Below are 17,098 nucleotides of genomic sequence, written 5' to 3'. Positions count from 1 at the left end.
CTTGCGTCGCGAAAGGGTCGCAAAGCGGCCCCGGCGATTTTTGCTGCGCCACAGAACCTGGGGCCGCTACGCGACCCTTTCGCGACGCAAGGCCGCTCCTACACCAGCGCGTGCCAGGCTCAGTTACGCTCGCGTACCCAGAACAACGTAGCACCGGCCACCGCCGCTGGCATCATCAGCACGTTCACCACCGGCACCATCAGCGCCAGGTAGGTGATGCCGCCAAAGCCCAGCGACTGCCAGCGCTTGCTGCGCAGCCAGGCGAGCATGTCCTGCCAGCTCATCTTGTTGTTGTCCGCCGGGTAGTCGATGTATTGGATAGCCATCATCCATACCCCAAAAATCAGCCACAGCGGCGCCGCGATCACGTTGACCACCGGGATCAGCGACAGGATGAACAGGCCGATGGCCCGGGGCAGGAAGTAGCCCAGCTTGCGCATCTCGCGGCCAAAGGTGCGCGGCACCATGGCCACCAGCTCAGCCCAGCTGAACGCGGGGAAATTGTCTTCGCCGCGCACCACCACTTCGACCTTTTCGGCCAGAAAACCATTGAACGGCGCGGCAATGACGTTGGCCACCAGGGTGAAGGTGAAGAACACCATCAGCACCACCAGGGCGACGAACAGTGGCCAGAGAATGTACGTGAGGAAGTTCAACCAGCTTGGCAGGGTCGGCATCAGCGCGTCGACCCACACACTGAACTGGTGGCCGGCAAAGTAGATCAGGCCGCCGAACAGCAGCAGGTTGACGGCCAGGGGCAGCAGCACGAACAACCGCAGGTTCGGGCTCAGCACCAGTTTCAGGCCTTCGCGCAGATACTGGGGGCCAGAGAGGACAGGGGCTTGCATCGAGACACTCCGAACATAAGGAAAACGCGCTGACCTTACCGAGTTTGTTGCGCCGACGAAAGGCGGGCGATGTCGGCGAAACCGGCTGTAACAAAAGCATCAGGGCGTTTTTCGTGAATGAAATTGCTGAATAGACGATGCCTATGAGGTGGATTGTCGAAGGATATTTCCTTAATCTTTGCGACCTCGCTACAGTGCGCTCAACTTTTAGGTTCTGGACCGACGCGTTGTAGCCTTCCCCAAGGTTGCGTGGGTCCTTTTTAAATTCCAGCTGGCACCGCCGGCACACCGATGCTGGCCCCGTGCGGCCGGCTCGACAGGAGTTCGACATGTCTGAAGTACGTCATTCGCGCGTCATCATCCTCGGTTCCGGCCCTGCCGGTTACAGCGCCGCAGTCTATGCCGCCCGTGCCAACCTCAAGCCGCTGCTGATCACCGGCATGCAGGCCGGTGGCCAGCTGACGACCACCACCGAAGTCGACAACTGGCCGGGCGACCCCCATGGCCTGACTGGCCCAGCCCTGATGCAGCGCATGCAAGAGCACGCCGAGCGCTTCGAGACCGAGATCGTCTTCGACCACATCAACGCTGTCGACCTGGCCAACAAGCCATTCACCCTGCAAGGTGACAGTGGCACCTATACCTGCGACGCGCTGATCGTTGCCACTGGCGCCAGCGCTCGCTACCTGGGCCTGCCGTCGGAAGAAACCTTTATGGGCAAGGGTGTTTCGGCCTGCGCTACCTGTGACGGCTTCTTCTACCGCAACAAGCCGGTAGCCGTTGTCGGCGGTGGCAACACCGCGGTTGAAGAGGCGCTGTACCTGGCCAACATCGCCAGCAAGGTGACCTTGGTTCACCGTCGCGAAACCTTCCGTGCCGAGAAGATTCTGGTCGACAAGCTCAACGCCCGCGTGGCCGAAGGCAAGATCGAGCTCAAGCTCAACGCCACCCTGGACGAAGTACTGGGTGACAACATGGGCGTGACCGGTGCGCGCCTGAAGAACAACGATGGCAGCAGCGACGAAATCAAGGTCGACGGCGTGTTCATCGCCATCGGCCACACGCCGAACACGTCGCTGTTCGAAGGCCAGCTGACCCTCAAGGACGGCTACCTGGTGGTCAATGGCGGCCGTGAAGGCAACGCCACTGCCACCAACGTCGAAGGTGTGTTCGCAGCGGGCGACGTGGCCGACCACGTCTACCGTCAGGCCATCACCTCGGCCGGTGCAGGCTGCATGGCGGCACTGGACGTCGAGCGTTACCTGGACGGCTTGGCCAACGCCTCGTTCTGATCCAACGTTAAAAAAAAACCGGCCATCTGGCCGGTTTTTTCATGCCTGCAATTTTCTGCGCCTTCAGAGGCTCAAGCGCATCGACAAGTCCACCGCCTTCACATCCTTGGTCATGGCACCAATGGAGATGTAATCGACGCCGGTTTCGGCAATCACCCGCAAGGTGCTCTCGTTGACGCCGCCGCTGGCCTCAAGTTTGGCCTTGCCTGCGGTGATGCGCACCGCTTCGCGCATTTCATCCAGGGTCAGCTCGTCGAGCATGATGATATCCGCGCCCGCACTCAGGGCCTGGCGCAGTTCGTCCAGGCTTTCGACCTCGATTTCCACGGGTTTGCCAGGGGCGATGCGGTGCGCTGCTGCGACCGCTTCAGGCACGCCACCGCTGGCGGCGATGTGGTTTTCCTTGATCAGGAAGGCATCGTAAAGGCCGATGCGGTGGTTGTCGCAACCGCCACAGGTGACTGCGTACTTTTGCGCCAGGCGCAGGCCGGGCAGGGTCTTGCGGGTGTCGAGCAGGCGCACCTGGGTGCCGTCGACCAGGTCGGCCAGAAAGCGCGCGCGCGTGGCGACGCCAGACAGCATCTGCAAAAAGTTGAGCGCACTGCGCTCACCGCTGAGCAGCGAGCGTGCCGGGCCTTCCAGGTGGAACAGCGGCTGGTTGGCCAGCGCGCGGTCGCCGTCGGCGACTTGCCAGTGCACGGCTACCCGCGGGTCGAGCTGGCGAAACACGGCGTCGACCCAGGCGGTGCCGGCGATCACGCAGTCCTCGCGGGTAATGATGGTCGCCTTGGCCAGGCGCTCGGCAGGGATCAGCTGCGCGGTGATATCGCCACTGCCGATGTCCTCCAGCAGCGCGCGGCGCACGTTGGCTTCGATTTCGGCGGTCAGGTCGGCGAGGCGTAGGTTCGGCATGGTCGGCTCCACAAGCTAGATGCCGGCGATTATAGGGCAGGGGGCCGGTGTGTACAGCGCCCTGGCGGGTGACCTTTGGTCGGTCGGTGTGAGCATGTGCGGCAAAGCAGGGTCATTTCCCTGCACGCGAAACGGCGCTGGCAGCTATCAGATTTTTTGCTGATAATGGTGCCCAGTATTTGGCGTCATAGCTTTGACGAATTATTGCCCGCTCGGGCAAGCGAGCCTGCAAGGAGTTCGGGATGCATAAAGAAGGCAAGGTGGTGCCGCTGGCGGCAGCCATCGACAGAGGGGCGCGCACGCCTCTGCCTTGCCTTCCGGTACTGCTCCTGCAAGTGCGCGACAAGGCTGCACTGCAATTGCGCCAAGGCCTGCAAGCCTTGTTCGACAACGCCGACGACACCCTGTTCGAGATGGCCGACAAGGCCTTCGAGCGCTGCGACCAGAACCTGTATTTCGAAGCGATGCGCGACGTGCGCCTGAAGCGCAAAAGCATCGAGCGGGGCTTTCTCGATACCTTCTACGACACCTTCGCCAGCATCGGCAAGGTTGACCCCTTGGGGTGCCTGGGTGAAACGCAAAGCGCAGCGAGCAAGGCGCAACTGGAGCGCGCATCGGCGCTTGAAGGGATGGTCGCGCGCGTGCTCTCGCGTGACGGCATTGCCCTCCAGCAACTGGGCCTGCGCTTGCAGGCCTTGCTCGATCGCCCTGTAGCGGAGCAGCAGAACCCGGTCGGGCCTGCTGCCCTGTGCGGTTATTTTCTCGATGCGGGCCGCAACCTGGGGGTCGGTCTGCGGGTGAAGCTGGTGTTGCTCAAGCTCTTCGAGCGCTACGTGCTGCGTGATGTGGATGTGCTTTACGCGGAGGCCAACCAGTTGCTGGCCGCCGCCGGCGTGCTGCCCGAGTTGCAACCCGCACCGCGTCGGCGTGCCGAGGACCGGCGCATGAGTGCCGGGCGCCGGCCGGCAAACCTGGAGGCACAGGGGCAGGAGGGCGCGGACAGTGCGGGGCAAGCGTTTTTTGCTTCGCTGCAGGCACTGCTGGCCCCGTCGCGTGGGCAGATCGCACCGCGTTTGCAGGCTGTGGCCGCTGCCCAACCGATCAGCACCGGCGACCTGCTGCGCCTGCTCTCGCACCTGCAACACTATGTACCCGCCACCCAAGCGGCAGATGACTTCGAACTCGGCCAGCAGCTTGAGCAACTGCTGTTGCGCGTCAGTGTGCGCAGTGGCACCCGCCGGCGCATCGCCATCGCCGATGAAGACATGATCAACCTGGTCGGCCTGCTGTTCGGCTATATCCACAATGACCACAACCTGCCGCCCAGCCTGCGGGCGCTGATTGCGCGTTTGCATATCCCGCTGCTCAAGGTCGCGCTGCTCGACAAGGGGTTGTTCAGCCGTGCCAGCCACCCGGCCCGCCGCCTGCTCAACGAGATCGCTGCTGCTGCGATCGGCTGGGAGCACGGCGGTGAGGGCCTGCGCGACAGTTTGCATCTGCGGGTGGAGCGAATCATTCAGCGCCTGCTCAACGATTACACCGAGGACGCGTGCCTGTTCGCCGAACTGCTCGACGAATTCCTCGCCTTCAGCCACGACGAGCGCCGCCGTAACGAGCTGCTCGAGCAGCGCACCCGAGACGCCGAAGAGGGCCGGGCGCGCACCTTGCAGGCCCGCCTGCGGGTGCAGCAAGTGCTCAACCAGCGTCTGCGCGGGCGGGTGTTGCCGCAGGTGGTGGTACAGATGCTGGTGCAGGCCTGGAGCCAGGTGCTGCTGCTAGCGTGGCTCAAGCAGGGCGAAGGCTCGCCCGTGTGGCGTGATGCCCTGGCCACCATGGACACTCTGCTCGTCAGCATTGCCCCGCACCAGGCCTGCGAGCAACTGCTGCAACAGGTGCCAGGCCTGCTCAAGGCCTTGCGTGAAGGCCTGGCTGGCGTGGCGCTGGACTCGTCCGCCACCCGCGACTTCTTCCAGCAACTGGAGCAATTGCACCTGCGTGCCTGCTCGGCTTGCGTACCGCCATTGGCCGATGACCACCCGGCGTTGCAAGAGGTACGGGTAGCCGAGGACATCGTCCTGGCCCTCGCCGAAGAGCCGGCCTGTGCGCCCTTGCACATTGCCGATGGGTTCGCCGCGCAACTGCGCCAAGTGCAGCGCCTGCGTATCGGCACCTGGGTCGAGGTGTTCGATGAAGACGACCCACTGCGCTGCAAGCTGGTGGCACGTATCGACAGCAATGATCGGTTGGTCTTTGCCAATCGCACGGGCATGAAGGTGCGAGAATGGAGCACTGGCAGCCTGGCCCAGGCGCTGCAGCGGGGGGATGCGCGTGTGCTCGATGACGGCTTGCTGTTCGAACGGGCGCTGGCGTCGGTGCTTGAAGGGCTGCGGCAACAGCAGGTGCATTGACCCCCTTACAATGATTCACATGCAAACGGCCTCGCCCGCAGGGCATACTGCTGTTCTGTACCCGGCGTTTTTCAGGATCTGCCACCATGCAATTGGACCGTGCCACCGGCTGGTTCCACGGAATCACCCACTGCCCTTCGCCGAACTTCAACGCGCGCCCCGAGGGCGAGTCGATTTCCCTGCTGGTGATCCACAACATCAGCCTGCCGCCCGCGTGTTTCGGCACCGGCAAGGTTCAGGAGTTCTTCCAGAACCGCCTGGACGCCAATGAGCACCCCTATTTCCAGAGCATCTGCCAGCTGACGGTGTCGGCGCACCTGTTCGTCGAGCGCGATGGCGCCGTGACCCAGTTCGTGTCATTGCTCGACCGCGCCTGGCATGCTGGCGTCTCCAGCTTCGACGGGCGTGAAGGCTGCAATGACTTTTCCATCGGCATCGAGCTCGAAGGCACTGACGACCTGCCTTACACCGATGCCCAGTACGCCACGCTGGCGCAGCTTACCCGGCAGATCCGCAACGCCTGGCCGGTCATCGGCCTGGCGCGCATCCAGGGCCACAGCGACATTGCGCCGGTGCGCAAGACCGACCCAGGCCCGGCATTCGACTGGGGCCGCTATCGCCAAACCGTGAAGGATAACGAGGATTACCCATGAGTTTTCTGGTTCTGCTGCTGGCGCTGTGGGTCGAGAAGTTCTCGGCACTGCGCCATCAAGTACAGCGTGATGGTTTTTTCCTGGGCGAGATGGTGCGCCTGGAGCGCAGCGGCAAGGTGCAGCCGTGGTGGACGCTGGCCATTCTGGTGCTGGCGCCGGTAGCGGTGCTGGTACTGCTGCTGCATGTGCTGGAGCCGGTGGCCTATGGCCTGCTGGCATTGCCGGTACACCTGCTGGTGCTGGTCTACAGCCTGGGCCGCGGCGATGCGAAGGCGGCGCTGGGGCCGTTTCGCGATGCCTGGCGGCGCGGTGATGATCAGGCCGCCCTGCACGTTGCCGAGCGCGATCTGGGCCTGGTGGCCGACGAACCGCAAAGCCTGCTGGTGCGCGTGCAAGGCTATTTGCTGTGGCAGGCTTACCAGAGCTTCTTTGCCGTGATCTTCTGGTATTTCGTGCTCGGCCCAGGTGCTGCGTTGGCCTATCGCCTGCTGGCGCTGTGCGGCGAGCATAGCAATCAGCCCGCGCTCAAGGCGCGTGCCGAGCAATTGCGGCACATCATGGACTGGCTGCCGGTGCGGGTGCTGGCCTTGAGCTTCGCGCTGGTCGGCAATTTCGTCGCGGTCACCCGCGTCATGCTCCACGAACTGCTCAACTGGCACATCAGCGCCGGGCACCTGGTGGCCCGGGTCGGCCGGATTGCCGACGATATTCCCGAGGAAGAAGACAGCCAGCGTGGGTTGAGCCGGTTGGACAGCTTGTGGGAGTTGCTGCTGCGCTGCGCGGTGCTGTGGTATGCCGGGTTCGCCTTGTGGACGGTGCTGGTCTGAGCCTACCCAGGTAGCTGGCTACCAGCCAAACAGCTCACAGGCATTGCGGCTGCTGGCGGCGGCCAATTGCTCGACATCGACCCCCATCACCTGCGCCAGCGCCGCCGCGATCTCAGGCAGGTGCTCCGGGCTGTTGCGCTCACCCGGGTACATCACCGGGGCCATGTCCGGCGCATCGGTCTCCAGCACGACGCTCTCCAGCGGTAGCCGTGCCAGGGTCTTGCGCAACCGCAACGCCTGGGGCCAGGTGGCTGCCCCGCCAAGGCCAAGGCGAAACCCGAGCTTGATGTATTCACGCGCTTCTTCGTAGCTGCCCGCAAACGCATGGATCACCCCCGCCCGCGCCGGCTTGTAGCGCTTGAGCGTGGCGATCACCAGGGCGTGGCTTCGGCGCACATGCAGCAAGGCGGGCAGTGCGAAGTCGCAGGCCAGTTGCAACTGGGCCTCGAACAGCGCCTGTTGGCGGCCCTTGTCCAGCGCTTCGAGGTAGTAGTCCAGCCCGAACTCACCCACAGCGCACAGGCGCGGGTCGCCGCGCAGGCGGTCCAGCCAGTCGCGCAGTTGCGTGAGGTGCTCGGGGCGATGCTGGTCGAGATAGACCGGATGCAGCCCAAGGGCTGCAAACACCTGCGTCTCGGCGCAGGCCAGGTCCCATACCCGCTGGAAGTTCGCCTGATACACCCCCAGCACCACCATGCGTTCAACCCCTCGCGCCGCCGCGTTGGCCAGCAGGCGCGGGCGGTCGGCATCGAAGTCGGGGAAGTCGAGGTGGGTGTGGGTGTCGATCAGGCGCATGCTCAGCCCGCTGTGATCCGTTGCTTGAAGGTTCGACCGATGGCGTGTACGCCGGGTTCGTAGCGTTTTTCCTCGATTGCAGCCAAGGCCAGCTCCAGTGCGGTGGCAGCAATCAGCCCGTGCTGCTGGGCCATGGCATTGACCGGAAGCGGCAGGAAATCGAGCAGTTGATTGTCACCGAAGGTGCCCAGCTGCAGCTGGCGCGAGTCGGCGGGGCGCGCCTGCAGGGTGTCGAACACCCCTTGCAGCAGCACGTAGGAAGTGGTGACCAAGGCATCGGGCAACCCCCCTTGCTCGTCGATCAGTTGCTGCATCAGGCGCTGGCCGCATTCGCGGCTGAATGCCTCGCCCTGGTAGCGCCGCACTTCACCGGCATAGCCTTGCAGCGCTTCGTCGAAGCCGCCGGCACGGGCCTGGCTGACCGAAAGCTCAGGGCGCGCGCCGATCAGGGCGATGCTGCGCGGGGCAGCGTTTAGCAGGCTGGCCGCCAACTGGCGGCTGGCATCGCGGTCATCGCTGATGACCGAGCAGAAGTGCGCTGGGTCCAGGCGGCGGTCGATGGCGATCACCGGCATGCCCTTGTCCTGCAGTTCACGGTAGCTGTCGTCTTCCACCGGCAGGCAGCTGGCGACGAACAGGGCGTCGCAACGGCGGGCGCGGAACAGTTGCTGCAGCTGGCGCTCGCTGTCGGGCTGGTCATCGCTGCTGGCAATCAGCAGTTGATAGCCCCGGGCGCGGGCGCCTTGTTCCAACTGCTTGGCAATGCGCGCGTAGCTGGGGTTCTCAAGGTCAGGGAGAATGAAGCCCAATGTGCGGGTGTGTCGGCTGCGCAGGCCGGCGGCTTGCGGGTTGGGCGTGAAGCCATGGGCCTCGACCACCGCGCGCACACGCTCGACAGTGCCGCTGCTGATGCGCTGCTGTTCGGCCTTGCCATTGATGACGTAGCTGGCAGTGGTCACGGACACACCGGCCAGACGGGCGATATCGCTGAGTTTCACCGAATTTTCCTTATTATTACCGGGGCTGGCTGCGAGGCCTGACCGGGTAGTTTGACCCGGAGTTGCCACCGCGCGCAGACGACCATTGTCGCAATTGTCCGACAGGATGGGGCTTTTTCCTGGGGAGATTATCGAGTAACGTGGCCGCCTGGTCAGGTTAAACGTTTCAGCTGCCAAATATTCTGCCTTGGCTGCCGCCTGTGCAAGGCTGTTGAACTGGCCGTTTTCGTGAATTTCACAACAATAACCTCAGTACCCGACTTTGGGCACTGTAAAAGGAGAAGGTCATGCTCGAGCTCGCCACAGGGCAGATAGCCATGGGCCAGAAGGCCGCGGACAAGGCCGAGGCATTGCGCCTGCTGGCGGACCAACTGGTTGCCGACGGCCTGGTCGCCGAGGGTTACCTGCAAGGCCTGCAGGCCCGTGAGGCGCAGGGCTCGACCTTCCTCGGCCAGGGCATTGCCATCCCCCACGGCACCCCGCAGACCCGCGACCTGGTGCATACCACCGGGGTGCGCTTGCTGCAGTTCCCCGAGGGTGTGGACTGGGGCGACGGCCAGATGGTCTACCTGGCCATCGGTATCGCTGCCCGCTCTGACGAACACTTGCGCTTGCTGCAACTGCTGACCCGCGCCTTGGGCGAGACCGACCTCGCCGAAGCGCTGCGCCGGGCCAGCTCTGCCGAGGCCTTGCTCAAGTTGTTGCAAGGTGCGCCGCAAGCCTTGGCGCTGGATGCGCAACTGGTTGGCCTGAACCTGCCGGCCGAAGACTTCGACGAACTGGCCTGGCGCGGTGCGCGCCTGCTGCAGCGCGCCGGTTGCGTCGACAGTGGCTTTGCCGCCGTGCTGCAACAGGCCGAGCCGCTGCCACTGGGCGAGGGCCTGTGGTGGCTGCACAGCGAGCGCCAGGTGCGCCAGCCTGGCCTGGCATTCATTACCCCGCAGCAACCGTTGCGTTACCGCGACCAACCGCTCAACGGCTTGTTCTGCCTGGCAAGCCTCGGCGCTGCCCATCAGGCCTTGCTCGAGCGCCTGTGCGAAGTGCTGATCGAAGGGCGCGGGCAGATGCTCTACCAGGCCACCAGCAGCCGCGCGGTGCTGCAGGTGCTGGGCGGCGAGGCGCCGGCAGATTGGCCCAGCGCGCGCATCGTGCTGGCCAACTCGCATGGTTTGCATGCCCGCCCGGCCAAGGTGCTGGCGCAACTGGCCAAGGGGTTCGAGGGCGAAGTCCGTGTGCGCCTGACCGACAGCGCGCAACCCGCCGTGTCGGTCAAGAGCTTGAGCAAGTTGCTCAGCCTCGGTGCCCGTCGTGGTCAGGAGCTGGAACTGATTGCCGAACCCGGCATTGCCGCTGATGCGCTGCCGGTGCTGCTGGCGGCCATCGAGCAGGGCCTGGGCGAGGACGTCGAGCCGCTGCCGCAAAGCGCTGCAGCGCTTGCCGTCCCGCCGCAGGAGGTGCTGCAGGCACCCGCCGCAGGTAGCCGAATTCAGGGCGTCGGCGCGGCCCCCGGCATTGCCAGTGGCCCAGCGCACGTCTGCGTCGAGCGCGACATCGACTACCCGCTGCGCGGTGAGTCCCCCGCCCAGGAACGGGTCAAGCTGCGCGAGGCCCTGGCAACGGTAAACGGCGAGTTGCAAACGCTGGTCCAGCGCAGCGACAAGGCCATCGGCGAGATCTTCGTCACCCACCAGGAAATGCTCGCCGACCCGGCGTTGGCCGATGATGTCGAGCAGCGTCTGGCCCAGGGCGAGAGCGCCCCTGCGGCGTGGATGGCGGTGACCGAGGCGGCCGCCCGGCAGCAGGAGTCGCTGCACGACGCCTTGCTCGCCGAGCGTGCCGCCGACCTGCGCGACATCGGCCGCCGCGTGCTGGCCCAGTTGTGCGGCGTACAGGCGCAGGTTGAGCCCGACCAGCCCTATGTACTGGTGATGACCGAGGTCGGGCCTTCCGATGTGGCCAGGCTGGACCCAAGCCGGGTCGCCGGCATCGTCACCGCCCAGGGCGGGGCGACTGCTCACAGTGCCATCGTCGCGCGCGCCTTGGGCATCCCAGCGGTGGTCGGCGCCGGTGCAGCGATTCTGCTGCTCGATGGCGGCACGCCATTGTTGCTCGATGGGCAACGCGGTGTGGTGAACATCGCGCCAGCCGCCGCCGAGCTGCAACGCGCCCTGGCCGAGCGCGACCAGCGTGAGCAGCGCCTGCAAGCGGCCTGGGCCAACCGTCATGAACCGGCTATCACCCGTGATGGCCATGCCGTCGAGGTCTTTGCCAACATCGGCGAGAGCAGCGGTATCGACAAGGTCGTGGAGCAGGGCGCAGAAGGCGTCGGCTTGCTGCGCACCGAGCTGATTTTCATGGCCCACCCCCAGGCGCCGGACGTGGCCACCCAGGAAGCCGAGTACCGCCGCGTGCTCGACGGCCTGGGTGGGCGGCCGCTGGTGGTGCGCACCCTGGATGTCGGCGGCGACAAGCCGCTGCCTTACTGGCCGATCGCTGCCGAAGACAACCCCTTCCTCGGCGTGCGCGGTGTGCGTTTGACCTTGCAGCGCCCACAGGTGATGGAAGACCAGCTGCGCGCCTTGCTGCGCGCGGCCGACCAGCGCCCGCTGCGGATCATGTTCCCGATGGTCGGCCAGGTGCACGAATGGCGTGAAGCGCGGGCCATGGTCGAGCGCCTGCGTGAGGAAATTCCGGTGGCCGACCTGCAACTGGGCATCATGGTCGAGGTGCCCTCGGCGGCCCTGCTGGCGCCGCAGCTGGCACGTGAAGTGGACTTCTTCAGCATCGGCACCAACGACCTGACCCAATACACCCTGGCCATCGACCGTGGCCACCCGAGCCTGTCGGCCCAGGCCGACGGCCTGCACCCGGCGGTGTTGAGCCTGATCGACATGACCGTGCGCGCTGCCCATGCCGAAGGCAAGTGGGTGGGTGTGTGCGGTGAGCTGGCCGCCGACCCGCAGGCGGTCGCCGTGCTGCTTGGCCTGGACGTTGACGAGTTGAGCGTCGCCGCCCGCAGCATTGCCGAAGTCAAGGCCCTGGTCCGCCAGGCCGATCACCAGACGGCCCGCGCCCTGGCGCGCGAAGCCTTGCAACAAGACAGCGCCGCGGCGGTTCGCGCGCTGGTGGAGCGTTACTGATGGCCAAGATCCTCACCCTCACCCTGAACCCGGCGCTGGATATCACCATCGGCCTCGATACCTTGCGCCCAGGGCACGTCAATCGCAGCCAGGCGCAGCACAGCCATGCCGCCGGCAAAGGGCTGAACGTCGCCCAGGTACTGGCCGATCTGGGCCACAGCGTCACCGTTGGCGGCTTCCTCGGGCAGGGCAACCTGCAGCCGTTCGAAGCCTTGATCGACTGGCGTGGTTTTACCGATTGCTTTGTCCGCGTAGCGGGCGAGACGCGCAGCAACATCAAGCTGGTCGAAGCCGATGGCCGCGTGACCGACATCAACGGCCAGGGGCCAGAGGTCGACGAAGCCGCCCGCGCTGCGTTGCTGCGGCGGCTGCTGCAGGTCGCCCCCGGGCATGATGCGGTGGTGGTGGCCGGCAGCCTGCCCCGCGGTATCAGCCCTGAGTGGTTCCGTCAGTTGCTCGAACAACTGAAGGCTCAGGGCCTGAAAATTGCCCTGGACAGCAGCGGCGAAGCGCTGCGTGCCGGCCTGCAATGCGCGCCGTGGTTGGTCAAACCCAATACCGAGGAACTTGGCGAGGTGCTTGGCCTGGTGCTGCAAAGCCCGGCGCAGCAACGCGCGGCGGCCGAGCACCTGCTGGCCAGTGGCGTCGAGCATGTGGTGGTGTCTGCCGGCGAGCAGGGCGTCAGCTGGTTCGCCCGCGACCTGGCCGTGCATGCCCAGCCGCCCAAGGTACGGGTTGCCAGCACCGTGGGCGCGGGGGATTCGCTGGTGGCGGGCATGGTCCATGGCCTGTTGCTTGGCGAGGCGCCCGCGCAGACCTTGCGCCGAGCCACCGCCATCGCCGCCCAGGCCGTGACCCAGGTCGGTTTCGGCATTCGTGACCGCGAGCAACTGGCACGCCTGGAAGCGGGCGTGCAAGTGACAGAACAACAAGAGGGTTGCCGATGAACATTGCCATTGTCACCGCCTGCCCCAACGGCCAGGTGTCCAGCGTGCTGAGCGCGCGCCTGCTGGCTGCGGCTGCCCAGCGTCGTGGCTGGAGCACCAGCGTCGAGGTGGAGGACGCCGAGCACCCCGAGCGGCAGCTGACGCCGGCACAGATCAGCGAAGCCGACTGGGTATTGGTGGTCAGCACCGGGCCAGTGGACCTGGCCCGTTTTGTCGGCAAGCGCGTGTACCAGAGCACACCGTCCCAGGCGTTGGCCGACCGCGAGGGTTTCCTCGACGAGGCGGCGGCCAAGGCCCAGCTGTTGGCCGAGGTGCCCGGCAGCCCGGTCGCGGTGAGTGGCGCTGGCACGCGGATCGTCGCGGTGACTGCCTGCCCGACCGGCGTCGCGCACACCTTCATGGCCGCAGAGGCCTTGCAGCAGGCCGCACAGCAGCAGGGCTACCAACTCACCGTGGAGACTCAAGGGTCGGTGGGCGCGCGTAACCCACTGTCCGCCCAAGCCATCGCCGAGGCCGACGTGGTGCTGCTGGCCGCCGACATCGAAGTGCCCACGGCGCGTTTCGCCGGCAAGCGCATCTACCGCTGCGGCACCGGCATCGCCCTCAAGCAGGCTGGCGCCACCCTGGACAAGGCCCTGGCCGAAGCCAAGGTCGAACATGCCGCCGATGCCGCTGCGGCCTCCAGCGCCGGGAAGGGTGAGAAGACGGGGGTGTACAAGCACCTGCTTACCGGGGTGTCGTTCATGCTGCCGATGGTGGTGGCCGGCGGCCTGTTGATCGCATTATCGTTCGTGTTCGGTATCGAAGCCTACAAAGAGCCTGGCACCTTGCCGGCGGCCTTGATGCAGATTGGCGGCGAGGCGGCGTTCAAGCTGATGGTGCCGCTGTTGGCCGGCTACATCGCCTGGTCGATCGCCGACCGCCCGGGCCTGGCGCCCGGCATGATCGGTGGTCTGTTGGCCAGCTCCCTGGGGGCTGGCTTCATCGGCGGCATCATTGCAGGGTTTCTCGCCGGCTACAGCGCCAAGGCCATTGCCCGTTGGGCGAGGCTGCCAAGCAGCCTGGAGGCGCTCAAGCCGATCCTGATCATTCCGCTGTTGGCCAGCCTGTTCACCGGCCTGGTGATGATCTATGTGGTCGGCCAGCCAGTGGCGGCGATGCTCGAAGGGCTGACGCAGTTTCTCGACAGCATGGGCACCACCAACGCCATCCTGCTTGGGCTGGTGCTTGGCGGCATGATGTGCGTGGACCTGGGCGGGCCGATCAACAAGGCCGCCTACGCCTTTTCGGTGGGCTTGCTGGCCTCGTCGAGCTATGCCCCCATGGCGGCGACCATGGCTGCCGGCATGGTGCCGCCGATCGGCCTGGGGATTGCCAGCTTCATCGCCCGGCACAAGTTTGCCCAGAGCGAACGCGAGGCGGGCAAGGCCGCGCTGGCCCTGGGGCTGTGCTTCATTTCCGAAGGCGCCATCCCGTTTGCCGCCAAGGACCCGCTGCGGGTGATTCCGGCCAGTGTCGCCGGGGGCGCCTTGACCGGTGCGTTGTCGATGTACTTCGGCTGTAAGCTGATGGCACCGCACGGGGGCCTGTTCGTGCTGTTGATCCCCAACGCGATCAACCATGCGTTGCTGTACCTGCTGGCGATCGTGGCGGGGAGCCTGCTGACGGCCGTGGTGTACGCGGTGATCAAGAAGCGTGAGCAGGTGGAACTGGCAGTGGTGCCGGTGAAGGGGTAATCGAGCGTTCTGGGGCTGCGCAGCAGCCCCCCTGCCTACCGCTGATGTTTACGCCGCAACGGCTCCAGCAAGTCCATCAGCCCGTTATGATCGACTTCATGCATCAGCGCCAACAACCCCCCCAGTTCCCCGGCCGGGAAGCCCTTGCGCGCGAACCAGGCCAGGTAGTCGCCCGGCAAGTCGGCAATGATGCGGCCTTGATACTTGCCAAAGGGCATGGTCCGGGTGACCAGCAGTTCGAGGGTTTCCGGTTTCATCGGCGCACCTGGCTGTGGAAAAGCGCCGACCATACTGCAATCTGCACGAAGGCCCAAGCGGCAATCATGCAGAACGCCGCTTCGAGCATGGCTGGGATGTTTTTTAAGTAATTGATTTAAAAGGATTTAATTCTAAGTCGAGGGTTGGCACGAACGCTGCTCCATTACAGATGACTATCACCTGCCAAGGAGTTCGTGAACATGAGCAACCCCAACAAAGACGTGATCGATGTGCTCAACGACTTGATCGAATACAGCAAGGATGGCGAAAAAGGCTTCAAGGCCTCGGCCGAAGATGTGAAAAACCCCGAGCTGAAAGCCTTCTTCGTCCAGCGTGCCGGTGAATGTGGCAACGCCGCCGGCGAGCTGCAAAGCGAAGTACGCCGCCTGGGTGGCGACCCTGAGACATCCACCAGCATCAGCGGTGACCTGCACCGTGGCTGGGTCAACCTCAAGGCGATGGTCACCGGCAAGGATGAAGAGGCCGTGCTGAACGAGGTCGAGCGGGGCGAGGACCATGCCCTGAAAGCCTACAAGGAAGCCCGTGAGAAACTGGTCAAACTGGGCCGTACCGCCAGCGATCAGACTTACACCCTGGTAGAGAGACAGCTGCAAGGTGTGCAGCGTAACCACGACCAGGTCAAGGCACTGCGTAACGCCGCCCGCGCCCGTTCCTAAAGCGTAGGCCCCTCTACCCGGTTGCGGCCATTGGCCTTGGCCCGGTAGAGCGCCTCGTCCGCAGCCCTCAGTACGCTCGCCAGATCGTGCTGGGGGCCTGCTTCGTACAGGCCAATGCCAATGCTCACCGTCACTGCCCGGGTGTCATTGGCAAACGGCGCCAGCGCCGCCACGCTGCTGCGAATACGTTCGGCCAGCATCCGCGCCCCGGCCAGATCGGTCTCGGGCAAGATCACCTGAAACTCCTCCCCACCATAACGCGCCGCCAAGTCCGCCGGCCGCCTGATGCAGGCCTCGATGCACTTGGCTACTTCACGCAGTGCATGGTCACCCCCGGCATGGCCGTGGCGTTGGTTGAACGCTTTGAAATGGTCCACATCCACCATCAGCACTGCCAACGGTTTGTGGTTGCGTTGTGCGCGCGCCCACTCCAGGCGCAGCACCTGATCCAGCCGACGGCGGTTGGCCAGGCCGGTCAGGCTATCGGTGGCAGCCAGTGTCGCCAGGCCCTGCTCGGCCTCGTGGCGACGGCGCAGTTCGCGGCCTAGCAACAAGGTCAGCCAGAGCAGGCCCATGCACAGCACGCCCGTGGCTACGCCGACCACAATCGCGGTACGCCGCCACGACTGGAACACTTCGTCGGCCGAGTGCACCACCAACACGATCAGTGGCAAGTCGGCCACGTGGGCGAAGGTGTACATGCGTGAGGTGCCGTGGGTGGCGGAGTGGGCAGTGAAGCTGCCACTGCGCTCGCCAAGGATGCGCTTGAAGTTGGGCCGCTCGGCATAGTGGGTGCCGATCAGCGGGTCTTGCGGGCGCGTGGGCTGGCGGGCCAGCAGTTGGCCGTCGGTATTGAACAAGTTGATGCTGCTGTCATCGCCGATGTCCAGGCGCTTGAACAGTTCGCTGAAGTACGAAAGGCGCAGGGCGCCCGCCACCAGGCCGGCAAACTCGCCATCGGGGCCGGAGATGCGCCGGCTGAAACTGATGCACCAGTCCAGGTCGCCCAGCCTGGCCTTGAACGGCGGGCCAACCAGCAAGCCGAGGTCGGCATTGTGTAAATGGGCCTGGAACACCCCGGTGTCGCTGAAGTTGGCCTTGCGCGGTACGGTGCTGGTGGAATCGCCCACCACGTTGCCTTGCTTGTCGAGCCAGAGCACGTCACCGCGCTTGCGGTCGACGAACGCTTCATTGAACAACAGGCGTTGGCGTAGCGCACCGGGGATCTCCGGCAGTTCCTTGCGCCCGACCGCCCAGATCAAGCCCTGCAACGACTGATCGTAAAGTTCGGCGTTGCGCAGGATGTCGCTTTCGATCAGTTGGACGATGTTGTTGGAGGCGCGGATGGCCGACAGTTCGACGCTTTCGCGCTCACGGGCCAGCAGGTAACTGACGATGGCCACGATGGCGAGCACGGCAAGGCAACTGCCCAGGTTGAGGATCAGCTCGGGGTGCGACCTGTAGAGTGCGAAACGCGGTGATCGGGTGAGCATGCTCGCTACTGCTGAGGCAGGGCCATTCGCGGCGGCGCCATTCTAGGGAACTGGGGATTGTCGGACAAGATTTGTCCGACGGAATCACGCGCTTGTTTGGCTGGAAGGGGGCGG

14 protein-coding genes are annotated in these 17,098 nt (G+C 65.0%); 8 read left to right on the top strand and 6 right to left on the bottom strand.

Annotated elements, in window-relative coordinates:
* Window positions 1–119: 119 nt before the first annotated feature.
* Complete coding sequence (gene cysZ, locus HU766_RS20720; protein WP_186660229.1) at window positions 120–848, bottom strand: sulfate transporter CysZ; 729 nt, start codon at window positions 846–848, stop codon at window positions 120–122.
* A gap of 329 nt (window positions 849–1,177) precedes the next feature.
* Between cysZ and trxB the strand changes: the two genes are divergently transcribed.
* Entirely contained in the window at window positions 1,178–2,140 is a 963-nt protein-coding gene (gene trxB / locus HU766_RS20715) for a thioredoxin-disulfide reductase (RefSeq protein ID WP_033701267.1), read from the top strand.
* A gap of 63 nt (window positions 2,141–2,203) precedes the next feature.
* Here trxB and nadC read toward each other — a convergent pair whose 3' ends face one another.
* On the bottom strand, window positions 2,204–3,052 hold the full coding sequence (gene nadC / locus HU766_RS20710) for a carboxylating nicotinate-nucleotide diphosphorylase (protein ID WP_186660227.1): 849 nt from the start codon (window positions 3,050–3,052) through the stop codon (window positions 2,204–2,206).
* 242 nt (window positions 3,053–3,294) lie between these two features.
* Between nadC and HU766_RS20705 the strand changes: the two genes are divergently transcribed.
* The 3 genes from HU766_RS20705 (at window position 3,295) to ampE (ending at window position 6,940) form a co-directional block, all read left to right on the top strand.
* Window positions 3,295–5,460 (top strand): DUF1631 domain-containing protein, encoded by a 2,166-nt coding sequence (locus HU766_RS20705; protein ID WP_186660225.1) that lies wholly within the window; start codon window positions 3,295–3,297, stop codon window positions 5,458–5,460.
* An 86-nt stretch (window positions 5,461–5,546) separates the two neighbouring features.
* Window positions 5,547–6,113, top strand: a complete 567-nt coding sequence (ampD, locus tag HU766_RS20700; protein ID WP_033701263.1) for a 1,6-anhydro-N-acetylmuramyl-L-alanine amidase AmpD — start codon at window positions 5,547–5,549, stop codon at window positions 6,111–6,113.
* Window positions 6,110–6,940 carry a regulatory signaling modulator protein AmpE gene (gene ampE / locus HU766_RS20695; protein WP_033701262.1) on the top strand — a complete coding sequence of 277 codons (831 nt, stop codon included), beginning with the start codon at window positions 6,110–6,112 and terminating at the stop codon, window positions 6,938–6,940. Before ampD ends, ampE begins: the two co-directional genes overlap by 4 nt.
* Before the next feature lie 18 nt (window positions 6,941–6,958).
* On the opposite strand, the gene HU766_RS20690 is transcribed toward ampE, so the two are convergent.
* Both HU766_RS20690 and cra read right to left on the bottom strand, forming a co-directional pair.
* On the bottom strand, window positions 6,959–7,735 hold the full coding sequence (locus HU766_RS20690) for a TatD family hydrolase (protein WP_186660223.1): 777 nt from the start codon (window positions 7,733–7,735) through the stop codon (window positions 6,959–6,961).
* A 2-nt stretch (window positions 7,736–7,737) separates the two neighbouring features.
* Window positions 7,738–8,733: a catabolite repressor/activator gene (gene cra / locus HU766_RS20685; protein ID WP_186660221.1), complete on the bottom strand. Its 996-nt coding sequence runs from the start codon at window positions 8,731–8,733 to the stop codon at window positions 7,738–7,740.
* A gap of 287 nt (window positions 8,734–9,020) precedes the next feature.
* Here cra and ptsP point away from each other — a divergent pair, with 287 nt between their 5' ends.
* From ptsP to HU766_RS20670, 3 genes are read left to right on the top strand one after another with little or no spacing between them, the layout of a single operon-like run.
* Window positions 9,021–11,873 (top strand): phosphoenolpyruvate--protein phosphotransferase, encoded by a 2,853-nt coding sequence (ptsP, locus tag HU766_RS20680; protein WP_186660219.1) that lies wholly within the window; start codon window positions 9,021–9,023, stop codon window positions 11,871–11,873.
* Window positions 11,873–12,820 carry a 1-phosphofructokinase gene (pfkB, locus tag HU766_RS20675; protein ID WP_186660217.1) on the top strand — a complete coding sequence of 316 codons (948 nt, stop codon included), beginning with the start codon at window positions 11,873–11,875 and terminating at the stop codon, window positions 12,818–12,820. The genes ptsP and pfkB overlap by 1 nt, the downstream gene beginning before the upstream one ends.
* Complete coding sequence (locus HU766_RS20670) at window positions 12,817–14,556, top strand: PTS fructose-like transporter subunit IIB (RefSeq protein ID WP_186660215.1); 1,740 nt, start codon at window positions 12,817–12,819, stop codon at window positions 14,554–14,556. The genes pfkB and HU766_RS20670 overlap by 4 nt, the downstream gene beginning before the upstream one ends.
* Before the next feature lie 35 nt (window positions 14,557–14,591).
* On the opposite strand, the gene HU766_RS20665 is transcribed toward HU766_RS20670, so the two are convergent.
* Window positions 14,592–14,813 (bottom strand): DUF3820 family protein, encoded by a 222-nt coding sequence (locus HU766_RS20665; protein ID WP_095064025.1) that lies wholly within the window; start codon window positions 14,811–14,813, stop codon window positions 14,592–14,594.
* A 201-nt stretch (window positions 14,814–15,014) separates the two neighbouring features.
* On the opposite strand from HU766_RS20665, the gene HU766_RS20660 reads away from it, so the two are divergent.
* Window positions 15,015–15,491 (top strand): PA2169 family four-helix-bundle protein, encoded by a 477-nt coding sequence (locus tag HU766_RS20660; protein WP_186660213.1) that lies wholly within the window; start codon window positions 15,015–15,017, stop codon window positions 15,489–15,491.
* Here HU766_RS20660 and HU766_RS20655 read toward each other — a convergent pair.
* The gene (locus HU766_RS20655; RefSeq protein ID WP_186660211.1) at window positions 15,488–16,984 is read right to left on the bottom strand and encodes a sensor domain-containing diguanylate cyclase; all 1,497 of its coding nucleotides are present in this window, start codon (window positions 16,982–16,984) and stop codon (window positions 15,488–15,490) included. The two genes, HU766_RS20660 and HU766_RS20655, sit on opposite strands and share 4 nt — an antisense overlap.
* Window positions 16,985–17,098: the final 114 nt, after the last annotated feature.

Source organism: Pseudomonas sp. SWRI77 (assembly GCF_014269105.1).
Classification (GTDB): domain Bacteria; phylum Pseudomonadota; class Gammaproteobacteria; order Pseudomonadales; family Pseudomonadaceae; genus Aquipseudomonas; species Aquipseudomonas capeferrum.
This window is presented reverse-complemented; position numbering and strand designations above follow the sequence as displayed.